The 23,123-nt window shown below is 71.5% G+C and carries 23 protein-coding genes; 13 read left to right on the top strand and 10 right to left on the bottom strand.

Translation table 11 applies throughout. The features are described 5' to 3' along the window. Nucleotides 1-50 precede the first annotated feature (50 nt). Nucleotides 51-1,187, bottom strand: a complete 1,137-nt coding sequence (locus ACIO9J_RS07760) for a magnesium and cobalt transport protein CorA (protein ID WP_401994184.1) — start codon at nucleotides 1,185-1,187, stop codon at nucleotides 51-53. 500 nt (nucleotides 1,188-1,687) lie between these two features. Here ACIO9J_RS07760 and ACIO9J_RS07765 point away from each other — a divergent pair, with 500 nt between their 5' ends. Then, nucleotides 1,688-2,272 carry a suppressor of fused domain protein gene (locus ACIO9J_RS07765; protein WP_401994187.1) on the top strand — a complete coding sequence of 195 codons (585 nt, stop codon included), beginning with the start codon at nucleotides 1,688-1,690 and terminating at the stop codon, nucleotides 2,270-2,272. 18 nt (nucleotides 2,273-2,290) lie between these two features. Here ACIO9J_RS07765 and ACIO9J_RS07770 read toward each other — a convergent pair whose 3' ends face one another. Then, complete coding sequence (locus ACIO9J_RS07770; protein WP_401994189.1) at nucleotides 2,291-3,544, bottom strand: MFS transporter; 1,254 nt, start codon at nucleotides 3,542-3,544, stop codon at nucleotides 2,291-2,293. 163 nt (nucleotides 3,545-3,707) lie between these two features. On the opposite strand from ACIO9J_RS07770, the gene ACIO9J_RS07775 reads away from it, so the two are divergent. From ACIO9J_RS07775 to ACIO9J_RS07785, 3 genes are all read left to right on the top strand, one after another. Further along, nucleotides 3,708-4,349, top strand: coding sequence for a DUF6758 family protein (locus ACIO9J_RS07775; protein ID WP_401994192.1), 642 nt, complete (start codon nucleotides 3,708-3,710; stop codon nucleotides 4,347-4,349). Between the two features lie 302 nt (nucleotides 4,350-4,651). Continuing rightward, nucleotides 4,652-5,527, top strand: coding sequence for a PHP domain-containing protein (locus ACIO9J_RS07780; RefSeq protein WP_401994195.1), 876 nt, complete (start codon nucleotides 4,652-4,654; stop codon nucleotides 5,525-5,527). Between the two features lie 114 nt (nucleotides 5,528-5,641). Continuing rightward, complete coding sequence (locus tag ACIO9J_RS07785) at nucleotides 5,642-6,247, top strand: MarC family protein (protein WP_401994198.1); 606 nt, start codon at nucleotides 5,642-5,644, stop codon at nucleotides 6,245-6,247. 111 nt (nucleotides 6,248-6,358) lie between these two features. Here ACIO9J_RS07785 and ACIO9J_RS07790 read toward each other — a convergent pair whose 3' ends face one another. Continuing rightward, nucleotides 6,359-6,511, bottom strand: a complete 153-nt coding sequence (locus ACIO9J_RS07790) for a hypothetical protein (protein WP_401994200.1) — start codon at nucleotides 6,509-6,511, stop codon at nucleotides 6,359-6,361. 239 nt (nucleotides 6,512-6,750) lie between these two features. Here ACIO9J_RS07790 and ACIO9J_RS07795 point away from each other — a divergent pair, with 239 nt between their 5' ends. Further along, nucleotides 6,751-7,704: an NYN domain-containing protein gene (locus ACIO9J_RS07795; protein WP_401994203.1), complete on the top strand. Its 954-nt coding sequence runs from the start codon at nucleotides 6,751-6,753 to the stop codon at nucleotides 7,702-7,704. 26 nt (nucleotides 7,705-7,730) lie between these two features. Here the strand turns inward: ACIO9J_RS07795 and ACIO9J_RS07800 are convergent, their stop codons facing one another. The 3 genes from ACIO9J_RS07800 to ACIO9J_RS07810 form a co-directional block, all read right to left on the bottom strand. Further along, nucleotides 7,731-8,603 (bottom strand): alpha/beta fold hydrolase, encoded by an 873-nt coding sequence (locus ACIO9J_RS07800; RefSeq protein WP_401994206.1) that lies wholly within the window; start codon nucleotides 8,601-8,603, stop codon nucleotides 7,731-7,733. Nucleotides 8,604-8,713: 110 nt separating this feature from the next. After that, on the bottom strand, nucleotides 8,714-9,241 hold the full coding sequence (locus ACIO9J_RS07805) for a DUF4232 domain-containing protein (RefSeq protein WP_401994208.1): 528 nt from the start codon (nucleotides 9,239-9,241) through the stop codon (nucleotides 8,714-8,716). 140 nt (nucleotides 9,242-9,381) lie between these two features. Then, entirely contained in the window at nucleotides 9,382-11,631 is a 2,250-nt protein-coding gene (locus ACIO9J_RS07810; RefSeq protein WP_401994211.1) for a DEAD/DEAH box helicase, read from the bottom strand. A 461-nt stretch (nucleotides 11,632-12,092) separates the two neighbouring features. On the opposite strand from ACIO9J_RS07810, the gene ACIO9J_RS07815 reads away from it, so the two are divergent. Next, the gene (locus ACIO9J_RS07815) at nucleotides 12,093-12,830 is read left to right on the top strand and encodes a ferritin-like fold-containing protein (RefSeq protein WP_401994214.1); all 738 of its coding nucleotides are present in this window, start codon (nucleotides 12,093-12,095) and stop codon (nucleotides 12,828-12,830) included. 201 nt (nucleotides 12,831-13,031) lie between these two features. On the opposite strand, the gene ACIO9J_RS07820 is transcribed toward ACIO9J_RS07815, so the two are convergent. The 4 genes from ACIO9J_RS07820 to ACIO9J_RS07835 all read right to left on the bottom strand — a co-directional run bounded on the left by ACIO9J_RS07820 (nucleotide 13,032) and on the right by ACIO9J_RS07835 (nucleotide 14,866). Further along, a complete protein-coding gene (locus ACIO9J_RS07820) occupies nucleotides 13,032-13,301 on the bottom strand; it encodes a hypothetical protein (protein WP_401994217.1) in 270 nt (89 codons plus the stop codon). Nucleotides 13,302-13,465: 164 nt separating this feature from the next. Further along, complete coding sequence (locus ACIO9J_RS07825; RefSeq protein ID WP_055543834.1) at nucleotides 13,466-13,693, bottom strand: DUF3107 domain-containing protein; 228 nt, start codon at nucleotides 13,691-13,693, stop codon at nucleotides 13,466-13,468. 139 nt (nucleotides 13,694-13,832) lie between these two features. Continuing rightward, nucleotides 13,833-14,474, bottom strand: coding sequence for a TetR/AcrR family transcriptional regulator (locus ACIO9J_RS07830; protein ID WP_401994220.1), 642 nt, complete (start codon nucleotides 14,472-14,474; stop codon nucleotides 13,833-13,835). A gap of 164 nt (nucleotides 14,475-14,638) precedes the next feature. Continuing rightward, complete coding sequence (locus ACIO9J_RS07835; RefSeq protein WP_401994223.1) at nucleotides 14,639-14,866, bottom strand: hypothetical protein; 228 nt, start codon at nucleotides 14,864-14,866, stop codon at nucleotides 14,639-14,641. Between the two features lie 191 nt (nucleotides 14,867-15,057). Between ACIO9J_RS07835 and ACIO9J_RS07840 the strand changes: the two genes are divergently transcribed. The 7 genes from ACIO9J_RS07840 (at nucleotide 15,058) to ACIO9J_RS07870 (ending at nucleotide 23,052) form a co-directional block, all read left to right on the top strand. Beyond that, nucleotides 15,058-16,044, top strand: a complete 987-nt coding sequence (locus tag ACIO9J_RS07840) for an alpha/beta fold hydrolase (protein WP_401994226.1) — start codon at nucleotides 15,058-15,060, stop codon at nucleotides 16,042-16,044. Between the two features lie 8 nt (nucleotides 16,045-16,052). Next, nucleotides 16,053-17,441 (top strand): DUF3152 domain-containing protein, encoded by a 1,389-nt coding sequence (locus ACIO9J_RS07845; RefSeq protein ID WP_401994229.1) that lies wholly within the window; start codon nucleotides 16,053-16,055, stop codon nucleotides 17,439-17,441. A 67-nt stretch (nucleotides 17,442-17,508) separates the two neighbouring features. After that, nucleotides 17,509-17,601: an Ms4533A family Cys-rich leader peptide gene (locus tag ACIO9J_RS07850; protein ID WP_317850838.1), complete on the top strand. Its 93-nt coding sequence runs from the start codon at nucleotides 17,509-17,511 to the stop codon at nucleotides 17,599-17,601. A gap of 180 nt (nucleotides 17,602-17,781) precedes the next feature. Beyond that, complete coding sequence (locus ACIO9J_RS07855) at nucleotides 17,782-19,506, top strand: ABC transporter substrate-binding protein (protein ID WP_401994233.1); 1,725 nt, start codon at nucleotides 17,782-17,784, stop codon at nucleotides 19,504-19,506. A gap of 2 nt (nucleotides 19,507-19,508) precedes the next feature. Next, nucleotides 19,509-20,435, top strand: coding sequence for an ABC transporter permease (locus ACIO9J_RS07860; RefSeq protein WP_401994236.1), 927 nt, complete (start codon nucleotides 19,509-19,511; stop codon nucleotides 20,433-20,435). Further along, nucleotides 20,432-21,421: an ABC transporter permease gene (locus ACIO9J_RS07865; RefSeq protein WP_401994239.1), complete on the top strand. Its 990-nt coding sequence runs from the start codon at nucleotides 20,432-20,434 to the stop codon at nucleotides 21,419-21,421. The genes ACIO9J_RS07860 and ACIO9J_RS07865 overlap by 4 nt, the downstream gene beginning before the upstream one ends. Next, complete coding sequence (locus ACIO9J_RS07870) at nucleotides 21,418-23,052, top strand: dipeptide ABC transporter ATP-binding protein (protein ID WP_401994242.1); 1,635 nt, start codon at nucleotides 21,418-21,420, stop codon at nucleotides 23,050-23,052. The genes ACIO9J_RS07865 and ACIO9J_RS07870 overlap by 4 nt, the downstream gene beginning before the upstream one ends. Nucleotides 23,053-23,123: the final 71 nt, after the last annotated feature.

Consider the following 23,123-nt stretch of genomic DNA (forward strand, 5'->3'; position numbering starts at 1 on the left):
GGCAGCCTATCGAGTGACGTGCGCGGCCGGCCGTGGCCGGAGCGGGGCCGTCACAGCCAGCCGTTGCGCTTCAGGGTGCGGTGGATCGCGAAGCAGGCGCCGCCGATGAGGGCGAGCACCATCGGGTAGCCGTAGCGCCACTGCAGCTCGGGCATGTGATCGAAGTTCATGCCGTAGACGCCGCAGACGGCCGTCGGCACGGCGATGATCGCCGCCCACGAGGTGATCTTGCGCATGTCCTCGTTCTGCGCGACGGCGGCCTGCGCGAGGTTGGCCTGGAGGATCGAGTTGAGCAGCTCGTCGAAGCCGATCACCTGCTCCTGCACGCGCGTCAGGTGGTCGGCGACGTCACGGAAGTACTTCTGGATGTCGGGGTCGACGAGCCGCATCGGCCGCTCGCTGAGCAGCAGCATCGGCCGCAGCAGCGGGGAGACGGCCCGCTTGAACTCCAGGACCTCGCGCTTGAGCTGGTAGATCCGCCCGGCGTCGACACCGCGCGAGCTGCCCTTGCCCTTGCTCGGCGCGGAGAACACCTCGCTCTCCACGTCGTCGATGTCGTCCTGCATGGCGTCGGCGACCGCGAGATAGCCGTCGACGACGTGGTCGGCGATGGTGTGCAGGACGGCGGAGGGGCCCTTGGCGAGCAGCTCGGGGTCCTCCTGGAGGCGGCGGCGCAGGGCGCGCAGCGAGCCGTGCCCGCCGTGCCGCACGGTGATGAAGAAGTCCCGGCCGGTGAAGCACATCACCTCGCCGGTCTCCACGATCTCGCTGGTGGCGGTGAGTTCGTCGTGCTCCACGTAGTGGATGGTCTTGAAGACGGTGAACAGCGTGTCGTCGTAGCGCTCCAGCTTGGGGCGCTGGTGCGCGTGGACCGCGTCCTCCACGGCGAGCGGGTGCAGCCCGAACTCGGCCGCGATACCGGCGAATTCGGCCTCGGTCGGCTCGTGCAGGCCGATCCACGCGAAGCCGCCCCGCTTGCGCACCTCCAGCATCGCCTCGTGCGGCGTGAGGGCGTCGGCGCACTCCAGGCGCCGCCCGTCCCGGTAGACGGCGCAGTCGACGACGGCTGACGCCGCGTCACGGGTCGCGTCGTACGGGTACGGGGACGCGGAGGACGAGGGATAGCCGCCGCCGTCCTTGCGCAGCGAGGGGCGTACGGCGGCACGAAGGTCGCGGATCATCGACATGGGCAGGCTCCTTCGACGGAGGCCGCCTGCGACGGTTGGAACTGCCCGGAATGGGGACGTCCTACTGCGGGAATGTTTGGCACGTCCACAAAGCGGGGAGCACCGCACCGTCGCGGTGGCAGCTTCGCTACTGACACAGATCAGGGAACTCAGACAGATCAGGTGAAAACGAAGTGCTCTTCCGTCGCACACGGCACGAACGGCGCATGCGGTGCGTGTGTGTGCTGGCGCAGCTACCGGGCTGCGTGATTCACCGGGCGGAAGAGCGGGTGGTACTGCACGGTCGACTTCGGTCCATTGCAGCCCCACCTCCTCCGGCCGGTCCCCCGTAAGGGAAGTCCCATGCGCCCTCTGCACCCGTGGCGCAAAGTCAGTGTCTGTCCGCAGGGCTTGAAAGCGACGCTTCTGCGCGCTGCCCTGAGCCAGCGGCCAACACTATCAGCCGACTGAAGTGTCAAGCCCCCGCTTTGCGCTTCACTGACGAGTTCTATGCTCGCGTCATGGCTGATGTTCTTGCCCTCGTCGAGGCCCGTCTCCGTACTGGCCTGGGGGAACCCGACGCGCGCGCCGCGGTGACCTTCCTCGGCACCGACCGCTTCGAAGTGCTGAGGTTCACGGACGGCGACATCGTGCGCTACGCCACGCTCGGCATGTCGCTCCAGCCGATGACGGACCCCACCGCCGCGCTCGCCGACCCGGTCAAGGGCCCGCGCGCGGAGCTGGTCCTCTCGGTACGGGGAGGGCTCGCCGACACCGACAAGGTGCTGCGCCCGCTGGCCGTTCTCGCCGCCTCGCCCCAGGTCGAGGGCCTCGTCGTGGCGCCCGGCGCCTCCCTCGACGTGGGCGAACCGCTGTGGCCGGGCGCGCCGTTCACCTCGGTCCTGGTCGCCGAGCCTGGCGGCCTGGTCGAGGACCTGGACCTCGACGAGCCGTTGGAACCCGTACGTTTCCTGCCGCTGCTGCCCATGACGCCCAACGAGGCGGCGTGGAAGCGGGTGCACGGCGCGGCGGCCTTGCAGGAGCGCTGGCTGAACAGCGGGACGGACCTGCGCGATCCGCTGCGCAAGTCCGTCCCGCTGGACTGAAGTACCGCCCCGAGGCGCTCAGTTGGCGAAGACGGTGACGCCGTCCTCGGTGGCGTGCCGCGGCTGGAGCTCCTCGGCCTCGTGGGTGAGGGCCTCCTTGCGGACCCAGACCACGACCGCGCCGAGCACCGCGGTGACGGCCGCGACCACGAACGGGATGTGGATGTTGCTCCACTCCTCGATCTTCGGCGCGAAGAACGGCGCGGCGGCCGCGGCGAACCAGCGCACGAAGTTGTAGCCGGCGCTGGCCACCGGGCGCGGCGCGTCGGATACGCCGAGGGCGAGTTCGGTGTAGACGGTGTTGTTCACGCCGATGAAGGCACCGGACAGGATCGTGCAGACGACGGCGGCGGTGTGGTTGCCGTACCCGAGTACGAGGACGTCCGCGGCGAGGAGCACCAGCGAGCCGCCGAGCACCTTCAGGGAACCGAACCGCTCTTGCAGCCGCGGCGCGACGAGCACCGAGAAGACCGCGAGCAGCACGCCCCAGGCGAAGAAGACCGCGCCCGATTTGTACGGCGTCATGTTCAGCACGAACGGCGTGAAGGCCAGCACGGTGAAGAACGTGTAGTTGTAGAAGAACGCCGAGGCCGCCACGGAGGCGAGTCCGCCGTGGCCGAGCGCCTTGACCGGGTCGAGCAGTGACGTCTTCCGCGCGGGCTTCGGCTGCTCCTTGAGGAACGCCGTGATGCAGAGGAAACCGATCGCCATCAGCGCGGCGGTGCCGAAGAACGGGTAGCGCCAGCTGGCGTCGCCGAGCAGCGCGCCGACCAGGGGGCCGCAGGCCATGCCGAGGCCGAGGGCCGACTCGTAGAGCAGGATCGCGGCCGCGCTGCCGCCGGCCGCCGCGCCGACGATGACGGCGAGGGCGGTCGACACGAAGAGCGCGTTGCCCAGGCCCCAGCCCGCCCGGAACCCGACGAGTTCACCGACCGAGCCCGACGTACCGGACAGGGCCGCGAAGACGACGACGAGCGCGAGCCCGAGGAGCAGGGTCTTCTTGCCGCCGATGCGGCTGGAGACGAAGCCGGTCACCAGCATCGCGACGGCGGTGATCAGGAAGTACGAGGTGAACAGGAGCGAGACCTGGCTGGCGCTCGCGTCCAGGCCCTTGGCGATGGAGGGCAGGATCGGGTCGACGAGCCCGATGCCCATGAAGGCCACGACGGACGCGCCCGCCGTGGCCCAGACGGCCTTCGGCTGGCGCAGGAGGCTGGTCGCTCCCGCGTCGAACGGATCCCCTTCGGCGGGGCCTCCCGTACTGCTGTTCATACAGCCGCTCCTTCACTGCTTCCACTGAGGTCGTTGACGTATACACATATTAAGTTAGGGAGCCTAAAGGATGCAAGCTACATGTAGTTTTGCCTGGTGACGGCGCCACCGGACGGGTGATCGTCCTTGACGGGGGGACGACCGGGGAGGACCGTTGGGCGCTATGAGGGGCGAACCCAGTTGCCCGAAGTGTGGTGGCCGGGTCAGGGCTCCCGGTCTCTTTGCCGACTCCTGGCAGTGCGATGTGCACGGCACCGTGCACCCGCTGCAGCCCGTGATCCCGCCCAGCGTCGAGGCCCTCCAAGTCGTGGTGCACCGTGCGCAGGTGCCGGTGTGGATGCCGTGGCCGCTGCCGGTCGGCTGGCTGTTCACGGGCGTGGCCTGCGCGGGCGACGATCGCAGCGGCGGCAGGGCGACGGCGGTGGCCTGCTCGGGGCCCGCCCCGCTCGGCGGCGTCGGAGAGCTGGTGCTCGTCGCCGAGGAACTGGGCGTCGGTCTCGGCGCGCGCTACGCGGGCATCGACGGACCCGACCCCGGGCCCTCCATGAGCGTCGAGAAACCCCCGCAGGCCAAGGTCCTCGCGGCCGGCCGGCCCACCCCGATGTGGCACGTGTCCGGCACCCCGGACGACCGCGCCGTCTTCGCGGGCGAGGCGCGGGGCCTGTGGCTGTGGGCCATCGCGTGGCCGGAGCAGTCGGGGCTCCTCATGTACGACGAGCTGGTCCTCACGGATTTGCGGGACGCGGGGGCGGAAGTGGATCTGCTCCCGTGCGGGGCGCTGTCACCTCGGTTGATCACGCCGTAGGTGTTGGGCGGTGGGGTGCTTCATGCCCTTGGTTCGCGGGGCCCGCACCGGGGATCGCGCAGTTCCCCGCGCCCCCTGTCTCCTGCGGCCGTCACCGATCCGCGGGCCCGTCGCGGCTGGGCGCCGTAATGAAGGGGCGCGGGGAACTGCGCGAAACCCCGGCGCGGGCCCGCGGGCCGGGGCACCAGCCACGGGGCCGGTCCGTGAGCGACGCCTCGTCCGCCGGGGCGGGTGGAGCGTTCGATTCCCGTTATCCTTGACCGTCCCCTTATGCCACCCCGTCAGAGCCTGGAGTCCGCAGCGTGCGCATCGATCTGCACACCCACTCCACCGCATCCGACGGCACGGACACCCCCGCCGAGCTGGTGCGCAACGCCGCCGCCGCCGGCCTTGACGTCGTCGCGCTCACCGACCACGACACCACCAGGGGATACGCGGAGGCCATCGACGCGCTGCCCGCCGGACTCACCCTCGTCACCGGGGCCGAGCTCTCCTGCCGCCTCGACGGCGTGGGCCTGCACATGCTGGCGTACCTCTTCGACCCCGAAGAGCCCGAGCTGGCCCGCGAGCGCGAGCTGGTCAGGGACGACCGGGTGCCGCGCGCCCAGGCGATGGTCGGCAAGCTCCAGGAACTCGGCGTCCCGGTGACCTGGGAGCAGGTCGCGCGCATCGCGGGCGACGGATCCGTCGGGCGTCCGCACGTCGCCGAGGCCCTCGTCGAGCTGGGCGTCGTGCCGACCGTCTCCGACGCCTTCACGCCCGAGTGGCTCGCCGACGGCGGCCGCGCGTACGCGGGCAAGCACGAGCTCGACCCCTTCGACGCCATCCGCCTGGTCAAGGCGGCCGGCGGCGTCACCGTCTTCGCGCACCCCGCCGCCGTCAAGCGCGGCCAGGTGGTGCCCGAGGCCGCGATAGCCCGGCTCGCCGCGGCGGGCCTCGACGGCATCGAGGTCGCCCACCCGGAACACGCGGGCCTCGCGCCCGAGACCCGCGCCCGGCTGCGCGGGCTCGCGGCGGACCTGGGCCTGCTCGCCACCGGGTCCAGCGACTACCACGGCAGTCGCAAGACGTGCGTGCTCGGGGAGTTCACCACCGACCCCGAGATCTACGGCGAGATCACCCGCCGCGCGACGGGGGCGTTCCCCGTGCCGGGCGCGGGCGGACACTCCGCCGCGTAACACCTCGCGACACCCGCACACCACTGCGTCCCTTCCGCGGCGGTGGCTGCCGTGCCCCGTGCCCGGCGCCGACCGGCGCGGCTCCTTCGTACGACTCTCCGCAAGGCCATCACTGTGTTCGACGTTGCCGTTTTCGGATCCCTCTTCCTCACGCTGTTCGTGATCATGGACCCCCCTGGGATCACCCCGATCTTCCTCGGCCTGACCGCCGGGCGTCCCGCCAAGGTGCAGCAGCGGATGGCCTTCCAGGCCGTCTGCGTCGCCTTCGGCGTGATCGCCGTCTTCGGTCTCGTGGGCCACCAGATCCTCGACTACCTGCATGTCTCCGTGCCCGCGCTGATGATCGCGGGCGGTCTCCTGCTGCTGCTCATCGCGCTCGACCTGCTCACCGGCAAGACCGACGAGCCGAAGCAGACCAAGGACGTCAACGTCGCGCTCGTGCCGCTCGGCATGCCGCTGCTCGCCGGTCCCGGCGCGATCGTCTCGGTCATCCTGGCCGTGCAGAACGCGCACAGCGCCGCCACGCAGATCTCCGTCTGGTCGGCGATCGTGGCGATGCACGTGGTGCTGTGGCTGGTGATGCGGTACTCGCTGCTGATCATCCGCGTGATCAAGGACGGCGGCGTGGTCCTGGTGACCCGGCTCGCGGGCATGATGCTCTCCGCCATCGCCGTGCAGCAGATCATCAACGGCGTGACGCAGGTGATCAACGGGAGCTGAGGCTTCCCGCCGCCGGACATGCGAACCGGACATGCGAAAGGGCCCCGTACGCATCCGTACGGGGCCCTTCGGCGTCTACGTCGTCACATCACATGGCGTCATACATGAGCGTTACGAGGCCGTGGATTCGGCCGGGCGGATGTAGATGCGCTGGCCTATGGCTGCGGCCTGCTGCACGATCCGGTTGACGGAGGCGGCGTCCACGACGGTGCTGTCCACGGCGGAACCGTCGACGTCGTCAAGTCGCATGATCTCGAAGCGCATAGTGGCTTCTCCCTTCGTCTGGTCATCCTCCTGAAGGAGAACTACTGAGTTCGGCCAGGCCGGTGCCCGACCGATAAGTGTGGGTCGCGGGGCGGGAGCGCCTCGCGTTCCTGATGGGTACAACGAGTTGCCACCAGCAAACATTCCCTACGCTAAGGAAATTTTTCGAGAACCTAATTACCTACGAGTAGCGGGACCGGTTGTGTTCGCTGTGTGACCGGCGGGAGACTGGGACACCTATGAACGACGCCGACCACAGCGCAGCCGCCCCCGACGCGGGCGACCCGGGCGCGGACGAGATCAGCGCTGCCGACATCAGCGCCCAGCTGGAGCGCGCCAACGGCCTCCTAGAGCGGATGCTCGCCGAGGTCGCCAAGACCCCGTCGACGCACGCGATCTTCGTCGACGCCGGATATCTCTACGCAGCGGCGGGCCGGCTCGCCGCGGGCACCGAGGACCGGCGGGCCTTCGACCTCGACGCCGAAGGGCTCATCGAGGCGCTCATCGACAAGGCCCGCACGATCTTCGCGGACAGCCGCCTGCTGCGCGTCTACTGGTACGACGGCGCCAGGCGCCGCATCCACACCACCGAGCAGCAGTCCATCGCCGAGCTGCCCGACGTCAAGGTCAGGCTCGGCAACCTGAACGCCAACAATCAGCAGAAGGGCGTCGACTCGCTGATCAGGACCGACCTGGAGTCCCTCGCCAGGCACCGGGCCATCAGCGACGCCGCGCTGATCGGCGGCGACGAGGACCTGGTCTCCGCGGTCGAGGCCGCGCAGGGGTACGGCGCGCGGGTCCACCTCTGGGGCATCGAGGCGCCCGAAGGACGCAACCAGGCGGAGCCGCTGCTCTGGGAGGTCGACAGCCAGCGCACCTTCGACCTCGACTTCTTCAAGCCGTACGTGACGCGGCGCGCGGCCACGACGTACGAGGCGGGCCCCTCCGCGCACCGGCCCTCACGGGACGACGTCCGCTTCGTCGGCGCCCAGATCGCCGCGAAGTGGCTCGCCGCCCGGGGGCGCGAGGCGCTGGTGGGGCTGCTGCCCGGACACCCGTACCTGCCGGGCTCGGTGGACCAGGAGCTCCTCGTCGAGGCGGAGCGTCTCCTCCAGTACTCGCTGCGCGGCCAGTCGGACCTGCGCAGGGCGCTGCGCGACGGGTTCTGGGACCACCTGCAGACGCAGTACTGACTCCGTAGTGGCCGGTCAGCGGCCGGTCAGACGCCGTCCCAGAAGGCGATCAGGGCCGCCGCCGTCTGCGCGGGACGGTCCGTGTTCGGCGAGTGCTCGGCCCCCGCGATCACCGAGCGGCGGGCCCCCAGACGCCGCGCCATGTCGTCCAGGAGCGGCACGGGCCAGGTGTCGTCGCGCTCGCCCGAGAGCACGTGCTTGGGCAGCGGCACGGCGGCGAGCTCGGCCACCCGGTCCGGTTCGGTGGAGAGCTGCCTGCCGGTGGCGACGAGCTGCGCGGGGTTGTGCCGCAGCCAGCGGGCGCGCAGCGCCTCGCTGTCGTCCGCGCCGGTGTCCGCGTCCTCGGGCGGCGGCGGTTCCATGGCCCGCATCGCCTGCCAGACCTCGTCCATCGACATCACCTGGAGGGCGTCGGCGAGCATCTTGGCGCGGGCCTGCTGGGTGGGGGCGATCGCGGCGGGGCCCGACGACATGAGCGTGAGCGACGCGAAGGCGCCGGGGGAACGGAGCACGGCGGCGCGGGCGACCTGGCCGCCGAGGGAGTGGCCGAGCAGGGCGAGCGGTCCGGTGCCCTCGTCGGCGGTGAGCACCGCCGCCTGGGCCAGCACGTCGCGGGCCAACTCCTCCTGGGCGTAGGCCGATTCGTCGTCGGGGCCCGCGCTCTCGTACTGGCCGCGGCCGTCCACCGTGACCGCGCGGTAGCCCGCGGCGGCGATCGGCTCCAGGAGGGCGATGAAGTCCTCCTTGCTGCCGGTGAAGCCGGGCAGCATGAGGACGGCCCCTCTGACCGGAACGCCGGGCGGCGGGACCGCGTCGAGCACCGCGAAGTCGCCGCGGTCGGTCCGGAGGGTGCGCGCGGTGGCGCACGCGGGCGGGACGAAGGTGGGAGGCCTGCTCATGGGCCGAGGCTAACCGGTCGGCCGCACCGCGCGGCAGCGTGCCCGAGGGCCGCCCGCCCCCGCCGGTCACCGTGGTGCCGGACGAGGGCGGACGGCCCGTCTCCCAAGCCTCAGGAAGGCAGCGCGGCGTCGGCCTGGGCCCGCGTCGGCTTCCACCACGTGGTCACCGGCTCCCAGACGCGCACGCCGTCGGGCAGGCCGAGGGCGTCGGCGGTGAAGCTGCGGCCCGCGTGCGAGGGATCGCCCGCGACGGTCACGAAGTCCACGACGCGGGCCTGCGGATTGCCGGGGTCGTCGACGGTGCGCACGGCCGCGTACGCCGTACGTCCCGTGGCGAGCCGGTACGGGGCGCTCTCGCCGGGCGGCACCGGCTGGGCCGCGCCGTCGAGGTCGCCGAAGGTGATGGTCGGGATGCGGTCGACGACACAGGCCGGGCCGCGGTTGGTGACGCTGACGCGGAGGACGCCGGCCTCGTCCGACGCGGACGCCGCCACGCGCAGCGACGCCTCCTTGCAGGTGGCCGCGCGGGCGGCGGAGTCGGCGGGGTGGGCCCCCGCGGCGGGGGCGAAGGTCAGCAGGGTGGCACCGAGGCCGGCCGTGGCCGCGGCCGCGGCCGCGAGAAGGGAGCGAGCGTGCATCGAGATTCGTCCTCTGTTCCGCTTGTTCCGGATGATCCGCTGTCGTCCTGGATGACCGGTGAAGGGCCCCGGTGGTTGTACGACGCGCGAAGGCCCGCCCCGAATGGGGGCGGGCCTTCGTACGAGCGCGTGAGCCGGCGTCAGCTCTCCGTGGCCTCCACGGGCTCGGCCTTCTTGCGCGTACGGCGCTTCGGCTTCTCCGCGGCTGCCTCGGCCGCTTCCACCGGAGCGGCGGCGGCCTTGCGGGTCCGGCGCTTCGGCTTCGGCTCCTCCGCGGACTGCGCGGGGATCTCGGCCTCGACGGCTTCGGCGGCCTTGGCCGCGGCGGTCTTGCGCGGCTTGCGCTTGGGCTTCTCGGCCGGGGCCTCGGCCTCGACCTCGGGGACGGCCGCCTCGGCGACCTTCTCCGCGACCTTGCGCGTACGACGACGGGGCTTGGACACCGGGGCCTCGGCCTCGACGGCCTCCACGACGGGCTCGGCCGTCTCGACCGCGGCGGCGGCCTTGCGGGTCCGGCGCTTCGGCTTCTCGGCGGGGGCCTCGGCCACCTCCGTGGCGCCTTCGGCGGTGTCCACCGCGACCTCGGCGGCCTTGCGGGTGCGGCGGCGCGGCTTGGCGGCCGGGGCCTCAGCGGTCTCGGCGACCTCCGCGACCTCGACGGCTTCGGCGGCCTTGGCCGCGGCGGTCTTGCGCGGCTTGCGCTTGGGCTTCTCGGCCGGGGCCTCGGCCTCGACCTCGGGGACGGCCGCCTCGGCGACCTTCTCCGCGACCTTGCGCGTACGACGACGGGGCTTGGACACCGGGGCCTCGGCCTCGGCGGCCTCCACGACGGGCTCGGCCGCGGGGGCCTCGGTCACGGTCGTCGTGCCCTCGGCCGTGGCCAGGGCCTCCGACGCGGCACCGCCGCGGGTGCGGCGGCGACGGCGCGGGGTGCGCGGCTCCGTCGCCTCGGGGGCCGCGATGGCCTCCGGAGCAGCGGCGGGCGTGACCGGCGCGGTCGTGGCGGTCGTGGTCGCCGTGGCGTCCAGCGGGCTGCCGGCACGCGTACGACGGCGGCGCCGCGGGGTGCGCGCGGGGCGCTCCTCCTCGGCAGCGGCCGGACCCGAACGGTCCCGGCCGCGGTCGCGGTCCCGGCCCCGGTCGCGGTCCTGCGTACGACCACCGGAGCGGCCGCCGCTGCCACGGCCGCCGCGGCCACCGGTCTCGCCGAGGTCCTCGATCTCCTCCGCGCCCAGACCCGCACGGGTCCGCTCGGCGCGCGGCAGAACACCCTTGGTGCCCACCGGGATGTCGAGCTCCTCGTACAGGTGCGGCGAGCTGGAGTACGTCTCCACCGGGTCAGGGAAGCCCAGGTCGAGGGCCTTGTTGATCAGCTGCCAGCGCGGGATGTCGTCCCAGTCGACCAGCGTGATCGCGATGCCCTTGGCGCCCGCGCGGCCGGTGCGGCCGATGCGGTGCAGATAGGTCTTCTCGTCCTCGGGGGACTGGTAGTTGATGACGTGCGTGACGCCACCGACGTCGATGCCGCGCGCGGCGACGTCGGTGCAGACGAGCACGTCCACCTTGCCGTTGCGGAACGCGCGCAGCGCCTGCTCGCGGGCGCCCTGGCCGAGGTCGCCGTGCACGGCGCCCGAGGCGAAGCCGCGCTTCTCCAGCTGCTCGGCGATGTCGGCGGCGGTCCGCTTCGTACGGCAGAAGATCATCGCGAGTCCGCGGCCCTCGGCCTGGAGGATGCGCGAGACCATCTCGGGCTTGTCCATGTTGTGCGCGCGGTACACGTGCTGCTTCGTGTTCGCGACGGTCTGGCCCTCGTCGTCCGGCGCGGTGGCGCGGATGTGCGTGGGCTGCGACATGTAGCGACGGGCGAGGCCGATGACGGCGCCCGGCATGGTCGCCGAGAACAGCATCGTCTGGCGCTTCACGGGAAGCATGTTGATGATCTTCTCGACGTCGGGCAGGAAGCCCAGGTCGAGCATCTCGTCGGCCTCGTCGAGGACCAGGCACTTGACGTGCTTGAGGTCGAGCTTGCGCTGGCCCGCGAGGTCGAGCAGTCGGCCGGGGGTGCCGACGACGATGTCGATGCCCTTCTTGAGGGCCTCGACCTGCGGTTCGTAGGCACGGCCGCCGTATATGGCGAGCACGCGGACGTTGCGCGCCTTGCCCGCGGTCAGCAGGTCGTTCGTCACCTGCTGGCAGAGCTCGCGGGTGGGGACGACGATGAGGGCCTGCGGCGCCTCGGTCAGCTGCTCGGGCTCGGCGCGGCCCGCCTCGACGTCGGCGGGGACGATCACGCGCTCCAGGAGCGGGAGTCCGAAGCCGAGCGTCTTGCCGGTGCCGGTCTTGGCCTGGCCGATGACGTCCGTGCCGGAAAGGGCGACGGGGAGCGTCATCTCCTGGATGGGAAAGGGATTGATGATGCCGACGGCCTCAAGGGCCTCGGCCGTCTCGGGGAGAATTCCGAGATCGCGGAAAGTCGTAGTCAGGGCATTGCCTCTTCTGTGGACGCAGTCCGAGGCGAACGCTGGGGGTCGTGACCGTGCCACTACCGCCGGCTGCTTGGGGGGCGGGCCGGGGGCGCGGGACCACTGCCTGCGCTCGAGCGCTCGTACCGCTGAGGTTCCCTCCCCGTGCCGTCCGCACTGTGCGGGCCGCCTGGAGGGCTGTCAGGTCGGAGCCGATCGGGCCACCGACCGGGCATCCTCATTCGTACGGCCCGTCGAATATTCAGCGGGCGCATTACCACTGTACCCCGGAATCTCGCATGCGTGTCCGGCGAATTGGTCACATGGTCGTGGTCACAGTGCATGACCAGGGCCTTCCGCGTTACGGCAGGCGGGCTATTGTGCGCTTCATGGAGACTCCTGACACCCCTGCTGAATCCGCCCCCGAACCGACCGGAGTCGCCGCCCAGGACTGGGCGAAAGCTTCCGCCGAGCCGCACTACCGCGCCGCGGTCGTGGACCTCCTCGGTGCGCTCGCCTACGGGGAGCTCGCGGCGTTCGAGCGGCTCGCGGAGGACGCGAAGCTGGCGCCGACACTCGGCGACAAGGCGGAGCTCGCGAAGATGGCGTCGGCCGAGTTCCACCACTTCGAGCAGCTCAGGGACCGGCTCTCGGCGATCGGCGCGGAGCCGACCGAGGCGATGGAGCCGTTCGTCGCCGCGCTCGACGGCTTCCACCGGCAGACCGCGCCGTCGGACTGGCTGGAGGGCCTGGTCAAGGCGTACGTCGGTGACTCGATCGCCAGCGACTTCTACCGCGAGGTGGCGGCCAGGCTCGACGCCGATACCCGCGAGCTGGTGCTGGGCGTCCTGGACGACACCGGGCACGCCAGCTTCGCCGTGGAGAAGGTGCGCGCCGCGATCGACGCGGATCCGCGGCTGGGCGGGCGGCTCGCGCTGTGGGCGCGGCGGCTGATGGGTGAGGCGCTCTCGCAGTCGCAGCGGGTGGTCGCCGACCGGGACGCCCTGTCGACCATGCTGGTCGGGGGCGTGGCCGACGGGTTCGACCTCGCGGAGGTCGGGCGGATGTTCTCTCGGATCACTGAGGCGCACACGAAGCGGATGGCTGCGTTGGGGCTTGCGGCCTAGCTGAACCGTGGGGTGCGCTGTTCCGTGCGGGTGCTTGGGGGTTTTTGCGCAGTTCCCCGCGCCCCTTGAGGTTCTGGACGGCGCGTTGTTCCGTGCGGGTGCTTGGAGGCTGGGCGCGCAGTTCCCCGCGCCCCTACAGGGGCCCTCAGCCCGCGCCCCCTCGGCCCGCACCCCTTGCAGGGGCTCCTCAGCCCCCGCCCCTCAAGCCGTTGCCGAGTGGCGCAGTCTGCTTCGGGTGGGGCGGAGGAGGAGTGAGAGCAGGGCCGCGGAGACCGCCAGGGCGCCTGCCAGGGTGGCGGGGGCGTGGCCGGGGCCGAGTGCCATGTGGGTGATGAAGGCGCCGACGAGGGCGCCCGCGGGGCCCGTCGCAAGGACCAGGCTGCGCGCCGGCAGCCGGTGGCCGAGGCGGTGCGCGGCGGCCCATGCCAGGACGAGGCCGAGCAATGTCGCGCCGAGTGCTTCCAGAATCACGGTGGTGCCCTCCCTCGCGGCCAGGTGCAAATCGGTCGTAGCCGGTCTACCCCAGGCGGCCGGAATGCAACCCTCCGTCATCCGGCACCCGCACCTCCGTTCCGGTCAACACGCAAGAAGGGCCCGGTGGTTGGTGACCACCGGGCCCTTCTCGTGTGTGCGTCCTACAGGGCGCTGAAGCCCACCTTGCGCGCGGTGGGCTCGCCGAGCTCCACATACGCGAGGCGGTCGGCCGGAACCAGGACCTTGCGGCCGTGGTCGTCCACGAGGCTCAGCAGCGGCGACTTGCCGGTCAGCGCCTCGGACACCGCGCGCTCGATTTCCTCGGCACTCTGGCCGCTCTCCAGCACGATCTCGCGGGGCGCGTACTGCACGCCGATCTTGACCTCCACGGCTTTGTCCCTCCGACGGTCAGTCTGTGCGCGGCCGTCCGCGCCGTACCCAGCACACATTAGCCCGGTGAGGGGACGTGGAAGGACGCGGCCATGAACGCCGGTAGCGAACACGCGGCGGGAACAAAAAGGCGAACGGTCAGTGGCCCTCGATGCCGTGCAGCGGGAAGCCCGCGATACCGCGCCAGGCCAGCGAGGTGATCAGCTCCACCGCCTTGTCGCGGGGGACCGTGCTGCGGCTGGCCAGCCAGTAGCGCGCGACCACCTGCGAGTATCCGCCGAGGCCGACGGCGAGGAGCATCGCCTCGTCCCTGGGCAGGCCGGTGTCCTCGGCGATGACCTCGCAGATCGCCTCGGCGCACTGGAGCGTGACGCGGTCCACGCGCTCGCGGACCGCCGCCTCGTTGGTCAGGTCCGACTCGAAGACCAGCCGGAAGGCGCCGCCCTCGTTCTCCACGTACGCGAAGTAGGCGTCCATCGTCGCGGCGACGCGCAGCTTGTTGTCCGTGGTGGACGCGAGCGCCGTGCGGACGGACTGCAGCAGTGACTCGCAGTGCTGGTCGAGCAGGGCGAGATAGAGGTCGAGCTTGCCCGGGAAGTGCTGGTAGAGCACCGGCTTGCTGACGCCGGCGCGCTCGGCGATGTCGTCCATCGCGGCCGCGTGGTAACCCTGTGCGACGAATACCTCCTGGGCCGCGCCCAGAAGCTGATTGCGTCGGGCACGGCGCGGCAGGCGTGTGCCCCGCGGGCGTGCCGCCTCTGTCTGCTCGATGGCTGTCACGCCGCCTCCCAATCGTCCGATGTGCGGTGAGCGCCGCGCCGCCATCGTACTTTTCGGTAACAGTGATGTGCGCGGTGCGAGCGCAGAATTTCACGTACTGGACCACCGCAGAAGGGCCCAGCGACTGCGCGTAGCAGGGCAAACACGGGCAGGTCGCCGCGGGCCTAGCGGTAGTCGTCCTCGTCGAGACTGACGACGCGGGCCTGTTCGGCGAGGTCCGCCTCGTTCGCGGTGCCCGGGTCGGCGTCCCGCAAGGAGTCGTCGCGCTCGGGCGTGAGATCCGTGTGCTGCTCGACGGAGTCGGCCTCCGGGGCCTCGACGTCGGCTTCGGCCGCCGCCGCTGGAGCGCCGTCGGGCTCGAAGGTGTCCGGGTCGCTGGGATCGACGGTCATCGTGGCTCTCTTCCCTAGTGGTGCCTAGTGGTGCGAGTGCCCTGTTCGCCCTCTTCTATGAGCGTAGGAGAGAGCCGGGCGGGGCGCTATGCGATCGTTCGGCGGGTGGCCCGGGAGCCGTGTGAGAGCTGTGTGCGATCTGTGACAGCGAACACGTGAACTACCGCGTGATCGTCTCGTAACATTGCGGCATGTCTTCGACCGAGCTGCCGAACCTCTTGGCCAGTGCCGTCGCCCCCAAGCCGGGTGCCGTGGCGGTCGCGGAGGGCGAGCGGCTCGACTCCGTGGGCCTGCCAGGGCTCACGCTGAACGTGCGGTCCAGGCCGTCGACCGGCACCGGACTGCCGCCCGCGCTGTACGTGCACGGGCTCGGCGGCTCCTCGCAGAACTGGTCGGCCCTGATGCCGCTGCTCGACGACGTCGTGGACTGCGAGGCGATCGACCTGCCCGGGTTCGGCGACTCGCCGCCACCGGACGACGGCGACTACTCGATCACCGGGCACGCCCGCGCGGTCATCCGCTATCTCGACGCCCGCGCCCGCGGCCCCGTGCACCTCGTGGGCAACTCGCTGGGCGGCGCCGTGACCACTCGGGTCGCCGCCGTGCGCCCCGATCTCGTCCGCACGCTGACGCTGATCTCGCCCGCGCTGCCCGAGCTGCGGGTGCAGCGCACCGCGTTGCCGACCGGGCTGCTCGCGCTGCCCGGCGTCGCGGCGCTCTTCACCAAGCTCACCAAAGAGTGGACGGCCGAGCAGCGGGTGCGGGGAGTCCTGGGGCTCTGTTACGGCGATCCGGGCCGGGTCACACCGGAGGGATTCAGCGCGGCGGTGCGGGAGATGGAGCGCAGGCTCCAGCTCCCGTACTTCTGGGACGCGATGGCGCGCTCGGCGCGCGGGATCGTGAACGCGTACACGCTGGGCGGCCAGCACGGACTGTGGCGGCAGGCGGAGCGGGTGCTCGCGCCGACCCTGCTCGTCTACGGCGGGCGCGATCTGCTCGTCTCGTACCGCATGGCGCACAAGGCGGCCGCCGCGTTCCGTGACTCGCGACTGCTGACCCTGCCGGAGGCCGGGCACGTGGCCATGATGGAGTATCCGGAGAGCGTGGCCACCGCCTTCCGCGAACTCCTCGTGGATACGGGCGAGTTGGCCAGTCATCGTATGGATTCGGGGAGCTGAGGCGGCGCGTGGGACGACATAGCCGCAGCGGTCCGGCCGACACCGAGAACACCACGGACACCTCTGACATACCGCTCGCCCAGGGCGCGGACCGCCCGCCGCCCCCCGGCACGGGACGCCGGCGGAAGGCACCGGCACCGGCCTCGACGGCCACACCGACGCCGGGCGGCACCCCGGCCCATGGCACTCCCGCGCACGGCACTCCGCCCCGAGGCGTTCCGCACGTGCGGGGCGGACACCCCGAGCAGCGGGAGCCCGGTGGCGGCTGGGGCGATGTCTCAGGGTCCGGTGCCGGGCCGCGGATGGGCGCCGGATATACGGTGCCGGGGCCCCGGCGCGAGTACGTCGCGGCCTTCCCCGACCGGGGCGGCGACCAGCGCCGCGGCGCCCCCGCGGCGCCGAAGGTCACGACTTCGCCCGCTCAGGACGCGCCTCCGCCGCCTCGTGACCCGTACGCCTCCGTCACCGACTGGGACGAGGACGCCGAGCCCCCGCTCGCCACCGAAGGCGCCGACGGCGGGGACGGCGCAGGGACCGAGGCCGAGCCGGAGAGCGGCGGCAGGAGCGGCAAGGGGCGCGCCTTCGCCGGTATCGCGGCCGCCGCGGTGACCACCGTGCTCGCGGTCGTGGTGGCCGGACAGGTCGCCGGCGGGTCCAAGGACTCGTCGGCCGAGAGCCAGTCGGTGCCCGGCGGCGGCGCGCGCGACACCGACGACCCCGCCTCACGTTCGGACTCGCGGCCGACCCCGCCGAAGGGCCGGGAAGCGGCCCCCGCGACGTACGAGCAGAAGATGGGCAAGAAATACCCGCTGGACGCGAAGCTGAAGGCGTCCGGGGACTTCGAGGCGATATCCGGATTCGACAAGGCCCCCGGCAAGGGACGCCTTTTCCGCTATCGCGTCGATGTCGAGAAGGGGCTCGGTCTGGACGGCGAGCTCTTCGCGCAGGCCGTGCAGAAGACCCTGAACGACGACCGGAGTTGGGCCCACGCGAAGGCCCGCACCTTCGAGCGGATATCGTCCGGCAAACCCGACTTCGTCATCACCCTCGCAAGCCCGGGAACCACCGCGGACTGGTGCGCGAAATCCGGTCTCGACACGACCCAGGACAATGTCTCCTGCGATTCCGCGGCGACGGAACGCGTGATGATCAATGCCTATCGGTGGGCGCAGGGCGCGAAGACCTACGGCGACGCCGTGCAGAAGGAATTCGGCAACGTCATCTTCCCGTACCGCCAGATGCTGATCAATCACGAGGTCGGGCACCGGCTCGGCTACAACCACACGGACTGCACCAAGGACGGCGACCTCGCGCCCGTCATGCAGCAGCAGACCAAATTCCTCGATCATGACGGGATCAAGTGCAAGGCCAACCCCTGGGTCTTTCCCAAGAGTTGAGCCGGGGGGTCGTGGCGCACCGGCGGACGTTTTGACATCCGCCGGAACTTCGATCATATTTCTCCGCATGTCGAACCGTCACGCCCCCTCTAGCGCCGCCATCGAGCTGGCGCTGCTCGGCGTGACCGCGCTCTGCGTGGCCGACATCCACTGTTGCTGACCACCGCCCCGGTGCGTGCGTCGCATTCTTCCGGCTCCGGCTGCCCCTAGGTCCTCATCGGCCCCGCGCTGCCCCTCGCCGGATTCCGCTGCCTTTTCCCGCACCTCTCCGGGGCGAGCTCTGCTCAATTCCCTTTGATCCGCCGCTCTTCGGCGGCGTTCCCCGAGAGGTCTCCTTCCGATGCGTCAAGCGTCCGTCATAGCCCGCCGCGTGGCAGCGGCATCCGTCAGCCTGGTCCTGGCCTCGGGCGCCGCCGCCTGCGCGGGCCCCAAGGACGGCGACGCCGGGAGCGGCGGCGACGGCAAGCCCGCCAAGGGCGGCACGCTCACCGTCCTCAACCGCGACCCGCAGACCCACTTCGACCCCGCGCGGCTCTACACCTCCGGCGGCGGCAACGTCCCCAGCCTCGTCTTCCGCACGCTGACCACCCGCAACCGCGAGGACGGCGCCAAGGGGACCGAGGTGGTGCCGGACCTCGCCACGGACCTGGGCAAGCCCAGCAAGAACGCCACCGTGTGGACGTACACCCTGAAGAAGGGCCTCAAGTACGAGGACGGTTCGCCGATCACGACCGCCGACGTCAAGTACGGCATCGAGCGGTCCTTCGCCGGTGAACTCAGCGGCGGCGCCCCCTACTTGAGGGACTGGCTGGTCGGCGGCGACAAGTACGAGGGGCCTTACAAGGACAAGGGCGGCAAGGGCCTTGAGTCCATCGAGACGCCCGACGAGCGCACCATCGTCTTCCATCTGAACAAGCCCGAGGGCGAGTTCCCCTACGTCGCGACGCAGACCCAGTTCGCGCCCGTGCCGAAGGCCAAGGACAAGGGCACCAAGTACGAGGAGCACCCGGTCTCCTCCGGGCCCTACAAGGTCGTCGAGAACGAGAACTCCGGCGAGCGGCTGCGCCTGGAGCGCAATCCGCACTGGTCCGCCGCGACCGACCCGGAGCGCAAGGCGTACCCGGACGCGATCGACGTGCGCTCCGGGCTCGACTCGTCCGTCATCAACCAGCGGCTCGCCGCGGGCCAGGGCGCGGACGCCGCCGCCGTCACCACCGACACCAACCTCGGTCCCGCCGAGCTCGCCAAGGTCACCGGCGACAAGGAACTCGCCTCCAACGTCGGCACCGGGCACTTCGGATACACCAACTACCTGGCGTTCAACCCGAAGGTGAAGCCCTTCGACGACCCGAAGGTGCGCCAGGCCATCTCGTACGCCGTGGACCGCTCCTCGGTGATCAACGCCGCGGGCGGCTCCTCGCTCGCCGAGCCCGCCACCACCTTCCTGCCCGATCAGAAGTCGTTCGGCTACACGAAGCACGACCACTTCCCCGCGGGCGCGTCGGGCGACCCGAAGAAGGCAAAGGAGCTCCTGAAGGAGGCCGGTCACAAGGACGGGCTCACGATCACGCTGACGCATTCCAACGCCAAGAACTTCGAGACCAGCCCGGAGATCGCCACCGCGATCCAGGACGCGCTGAAGAAGGCCGGGATCACCGTCAAGCTCCAGGGCCTCGAGGACAACGACTACCAGGACAAGGTGCACAGCGCGCAGGACGAGCCCGGTCTCTTCCTCGGGCACTGGGGCGCCGACTGGCCCTCCGGCGGCCCCTTCCTCGCGCCGATCTTCGACGGCCGGCAGATCGTGAAGGACGGCGCCAACTTCAACTCCGGCTTCCTGGACGACGCGTCGGTCAACGACGAGATCGACGAGATCAACGAGCTCACCGACCTGAAGGCCGCCGCCGCGCGCTGGGGCGCCCTCGACAAGAAGATCGGCGAGCGGGCGCTGACCGTGCCGCTCTTCCACCCGGTCTACAAGCGCCTGTACGGCAAGGACGTCAAGAACGTCGTCATCAGCGACTGGACCGGCGTGCTCGACATCTCCCAGGTCGCGGTGAAGTAGCCGTGACGACCTTCTGGCGGCGGCTGCGCGACCAGCGCGCCGCACTCGTCGCGGCGGCCGTCGTCGCGCTGCTCGTCCTGGTGGCGCTCGCCGCGCCGCTGCTCACCGCCGTCGAGGGGCAGGACCCCACCACGTACCACCCGGACCTTGTCGACTCGGCGCGCGGCGGCGTGCCGGTGGGGCCGTTCGGCGGGATCAGCGCCGAGCACTGGCTCGGGGTCGAACCGCAGACCGGGCGCGACCTCTTCGCCCGCCTCGTGTACGGCGCGCGGGTCTCGCTGGGCGTCGCGCTCGCCGCGACCGTCGTGCAGGTGTTCCTGGGCGTCGCCGTCGGGGTCGCGGCCGGCTTCGGCAGCCGCTGGGTGGACCAGCTGCTCAGCAGGGCCACCGATGTCATGGTGGCGCTGCCGCTGATGGTGCTCGCGCTCGCGCTGATGGCGATCGTGCCCGGCGGATTCCCGCGTCCCGTCCTGGTCGCCCTCGTGATCGGCCTGGTGGCCTGGGGGAACATGGCCAAGATCGTGCGCGCCCAGACGGTCACGCTCAAGGAACTCGACTACGTGGCGGCCGCGCGGCTCAGCGGCTGGGGCTCGGTGCGGATCGCCCGGCGCGAGCTGCTGCCCGCGCTGGCCGCGCCCGTCATCACCTACGCGGCGCTGCTGGTCCCGGTGAACATCACGGTCGAGGCCGCGCTGTCGTTCCTCGGCGTCGGCGTGAAGCCGCCGACCGCCTCGTGGGGACAGATGCTCACGGCCGCCGACGTCTGGTACCAGGCGGCGCCGCAGTATCTGCTGCTGCCCGCGGGCGCGCTGTTCGTGACCGTGCTCGCGCTCACCGTCCTCGGTGACGGGGTGCGCGCCGCGCTCGACCCGCGGGCCGCGTCCCGGCTGCGGGTCGGCACGGGCCGCAGGCAGGAGGCCAAGGCATGACGGGGTTCCTGCTGCGCCGCCTGATCGGCGCCGCCCTCACGCTCTTCGCCCTCTCGGTGATCATCTACCTGGTGTTCTACGCGGCACCGGGCGACGTCGCCCAGATCACCTGCGGACCGCGCTGCTCGCCCGCCCAAGTGCAGCAGGTGGCCGAGCAGTTGAGGCTCGGCGATCCGCTGTACGTCCGCTACGGGGAGTTCCTCCAGGGCCTCTTCGTGGGCCACGACTACTCGACCGGCACGGGGATGGAGCACTGCGACGCGCCCTGCCTCGGTCTCTCCTACCAGAGCGACCGGCAGGTCACCGAGCTGATCCTGGCGAAGCTGCCGGTCACCGCATCGCTCGCGCTCGGCGCGATGGTGATGTGGCTGATCCTCGGCGTGGGCACCGGCGTGCTCTCCGCCTGGCGGCGCGGCAGGATCAGCGAGCGGGTGCTCACCGCGGTGACGCTCGCGGGCACCGCCACGCCGGTCTTCGTCATCGGACTGCTGCTGATGATCGTGGTCTGCGGCCAGCTCCAGTTGCTGCCGTTCCCGCAGTACGTCGACTTCGCCGACGACCCGACGCAGTGGGCGTGGAACCTGCTGCTGCCCTGGCTCTCGCTGGCCCTCATCGAGGCCGCCAAGTACGCGCGACTGACCCGCTCCTCGATGCTGGAGACGCTCGCCGAGGACCATGTGCGCACCTTCCGCGCGTACGGCGTGGGGGAGCGGTCCATCATCGGCAGGCATGCGCTGCGCGGCGCCTTCGCGCCCGTCATCGCGCTGACCGCCAACGACTTCGGGTCGATGTTCGGGGGCGCCATGCTCACCGAGACGCTGTTCGGGCTGCCCGGCATCGGGCGCGAACTCGTGCACGCCGTCAAGGTCGTCGACCTGCCGGTGGTGGTCGGGATGGTCATGGTCACCGGCTTCTTCGTGGTGCTCGCCAACGCCGTCGCGGACGTGCTGTACGCGGTGGCCGACCGAAGGGTGGTCCTCGCATGAGTCTCGTACAAGTCACCGATCTCACGGTGGAGTTCGGGTCGGGCGTGCGTGCCGTGGACGGGCTCTCCTTCACCCTCGCGGCGGGCGGCGCGCTCGCCCTGGTCGGCGAGTCGGGGTCCGGCAAGTCGACGGTGGCGGCCGCGCTGCTCGGGCTGCACCGGGGGACCGGCGCGCGGGTCGAAGGATCTGTCCTGGTCGACGGCCTCGACGTGCACGGGGCGTCGGACGCACAGCTGCGGCGGCTGCGCGGCGGGCAGGCCGCGATGGTCTTCCAGGATCCGCTGTCCTCCCTCGACCCGTACTACGCGGTGGGCGACCAGATCGCCGAGGTGTACCGGGTGCACACGGGGGCCTCCCGGCGGGCGGCACGCGCGCGTGCCGTGGAGGTGCTCGACCGGGTAGGCATTCCCGACGCGGCGCGCCGGTCGCGGGCGCGGCCGCACGAGTTCAGCGGCGGCATGCGCCAACGCACGCTCATCGCCATGGCGTTGGCCTGCGAACCCGCCCTGCTCGTCGCCGACGAGCCGACCACCGCGCTCGACGTGACCGTCCAGGCCCAGATCCTCGACCTGCTGCACACTCTGCGCCAGGAGACCGGCACGGGGCTGCTCCTGGTCACGCACGACGTGGGCGTCGCCGCCGAGAGCGTGGACGACGTGCTGGTGATGCGCGGCGGGCGCGCGGTGGAGCGGGGCGCGGTGCGCGACGTCCTCGGCGCGCCGCGCGAGGCGTACACCAGGGAACTGCTCGACGCGGTGCCCCGGGTGGACGCCCCGCGCGTCCGCGAAGGGGGCGAGCGGGGTGACGTCGTGCTCGAAGCCACCGGTCTGCGCCGGGAGTTCGGGCGTGGCAGGCGGGCGGTCACGGCGGTCGACGACGTGTCGCTCACCGTGCGCAAGGGCGAGACCCTCGGGATCGTGGGGGAGAGCGGCAGCGGCAAGACCACGCTCGGCCGCATGCTCGTGGGTCTTCTGGAGCCGACCGCCGGGCAACTCCGTCACGGGGGTGCGGAGCAGCCCGGCGGCCGGGTCGGGACCGATGTGCAGATGGTGTTCCAGGACCCGGTGTCCTCGCTCAACCCACGGCGCTCCATCGGCGAGTCCATCGCGGACCCGCTGCGCGCGCGGGGCGCGGCCGACTCCCTCGTACGGGAACGGGTGGCCGACCTGCTGTCCCGCGTCGGGCTCGAACCCGGGCACTACGACCGCTATCCGCACGAGTTCAGCGGCGGTCAGCGCCAGCGCGTCGGCATCGCGCGGGCGCTCGCCGCCGAGCCGCGGGTCATCGTGTGCGACGAGCCGGTCTCCGCGCTCGACGTGACGACCCAGGCCCAAGTGGTGGGACTCCTGGCCGAGTTGCAGCGCGAGCTGGGGCTCGCGCTGGTCTTCATCGCCCACGACCTCGCGGTGGTACGCCAGGTCAGCGACCGGGTCGCGGTGATGCGCGGGGGCCGGATCGTGGAGTGCGGCCCGGCCGACGAGGTGTACGGCGCGCCCCGGGACCCGTACACGAGGCGGCTGCTCGCGGCCGTGCCCGCGCTCGATCCGGCGGCGGCCGCGCGGCGGCGCGCGGCCCGTGAGGAACTGGCGGCGGCAGCGGCGGCGGACGGCCAGGAGATGGCCGCAGCCTGACTCTCCGTAGCGAAAGGGGGCGTTCGGGGCGCTATAGCGCGACGGAACGCTACCGACGCGGGAAAGTTACG

The organism is Streptomyces sp. NPDC087300, assembly GCF_044744425.1.
Taxonomy (GTDB): Bacteria; Actinomycetota; Actinomycetes; order Streptomycetales; family Streptomycetaceae; genus Streptomyces.

What these genes read in the sequence shown, in the direction of transcription:
- ACIO9J_RS07840 (WP_401994226.1), top strand. Translation starts at nt 15,058, where the DNA reads ATGTCTTCGACCGAGCTGCCGAACCTCTTGGCCAGTGCCGTCGCCCCC.
- ACIO9J_RS07800 (WP_401994206.1), bottom strand. Translation starts at nt 8,603, where the DNA reads ATGAGCAGGCCTCCCACCTTCGTCCCGCCCGCGTGCGCCACCGCGCGC.
- ACIO9J_RS07815 (WP_401994214.1), top strand. Translation starts at nt 12,093, where the DNA reads ATGGAGACTCCTGACACCCCTGCTGAATCCGCCCCCGAACCGACCGGA.
- ACIO9J_RS07775 (WP_401994192.1), top strand. Translation starts at nt 3,708, where the DNA reads ATGAGGGGCGAACCCAGTTGCCCGAAGTGTGGTGGCCGGGTCAGGGCT.
- ACIO9J_RS07795 (WP_401994203.1), top strand. Translation starts at nt 6,751, where the DNA reads ATGAACGACGCCGACCACAGCGCAGCCGCCCCCGACGCGGGCGACCCG.
- ACIO9J_RS07765 (WP_401994187.1), top strand. Translation starts at nt 1,688, where the DNA reads ATGGCTGATGTTCTTGCCCTCGTCGAGGCCCGTCTCCGTACTGGCCTG.
- ACIO9J_RS07805 (WP_401994208.1), bottom strand. Translation starts at nt 9,241, where the DNA reads ATGCACGCTCGCTCCCTTCTCGCGGCCGCGGCCGCGGCCACGGCCGGC.
- ACIO9J_RS07835 (WP_401994223.1), bottom strand. Translation starts at nt 14,866, where the DNA reads ATGACCGTCGATCCCAGCGACCCGGACACCTTCGAGCCCGACGGCGCT.
- ACIO9J_RS07760 (WP_401994184.1), bottom strand. Translation starts at nt 1,187, where the DNA reads ATGTCGATGATCCGCGACCTTCGTGCCGCCGTACGCCCCTCGCTGCGC.
- ACIO9J_RS07810 (WP_401994211.1), bottom strand. Translation starts at nt 11,631, where the DNA reads ATGACGCTCCCCGTCGCCCTTTCCGGCACGGACGTCATCGGCCAGGCC.
- ACIO9J_RS07865 (WP_401994239.1), top strand. Translation starts at nt 20,432, where the DNA reads ATGACGGGGTTCCTGCTGCGCCGCCTGATCGGCGCCGCCCTCACGCTC.
- ACIO9J_RS07855 (WP_401994233.1), top strand. Translation starts at nt 17,782, where the DNA reads ATGCGTCAAGCGTCCGTCATAGCCCGCCGCGTGGCAGCGGCATCCGTC.
- ACIO9J_RS07850 (WP_317850838.1), top strand. Translation starts at nt 17,509, where the DNA reads ATGTCGAACCGTCACGCCCCCTCTAGCGCCGCCATCGAGCTGGCGCTG.
- ACIO9J_RS07870 (WP_401994242.1), top strand. Translation starts at nt 21,418, where the DNA reads ATGAGTCTCGTACAAGTCACCGATCTCACGGTGGAGTTCGGGTCGGGC.
- ACIO9J_RS07790 (WP_401994200.1), bottom strand. Translation starts at nt 6,511, where the DNA reads ATGCGCTTCGAGATCATGCGACTTGACGACGTCGACGGTTCCGCCGTG.
- ACIO9J_RS07770 (WP_401994189.1), bottom strand. Translation starts at nt 3,544, where the DNA reads ATGAACAGCAGTACGGGAGGCCCCGCCGAAGGGGATCCGTTCGACGCG.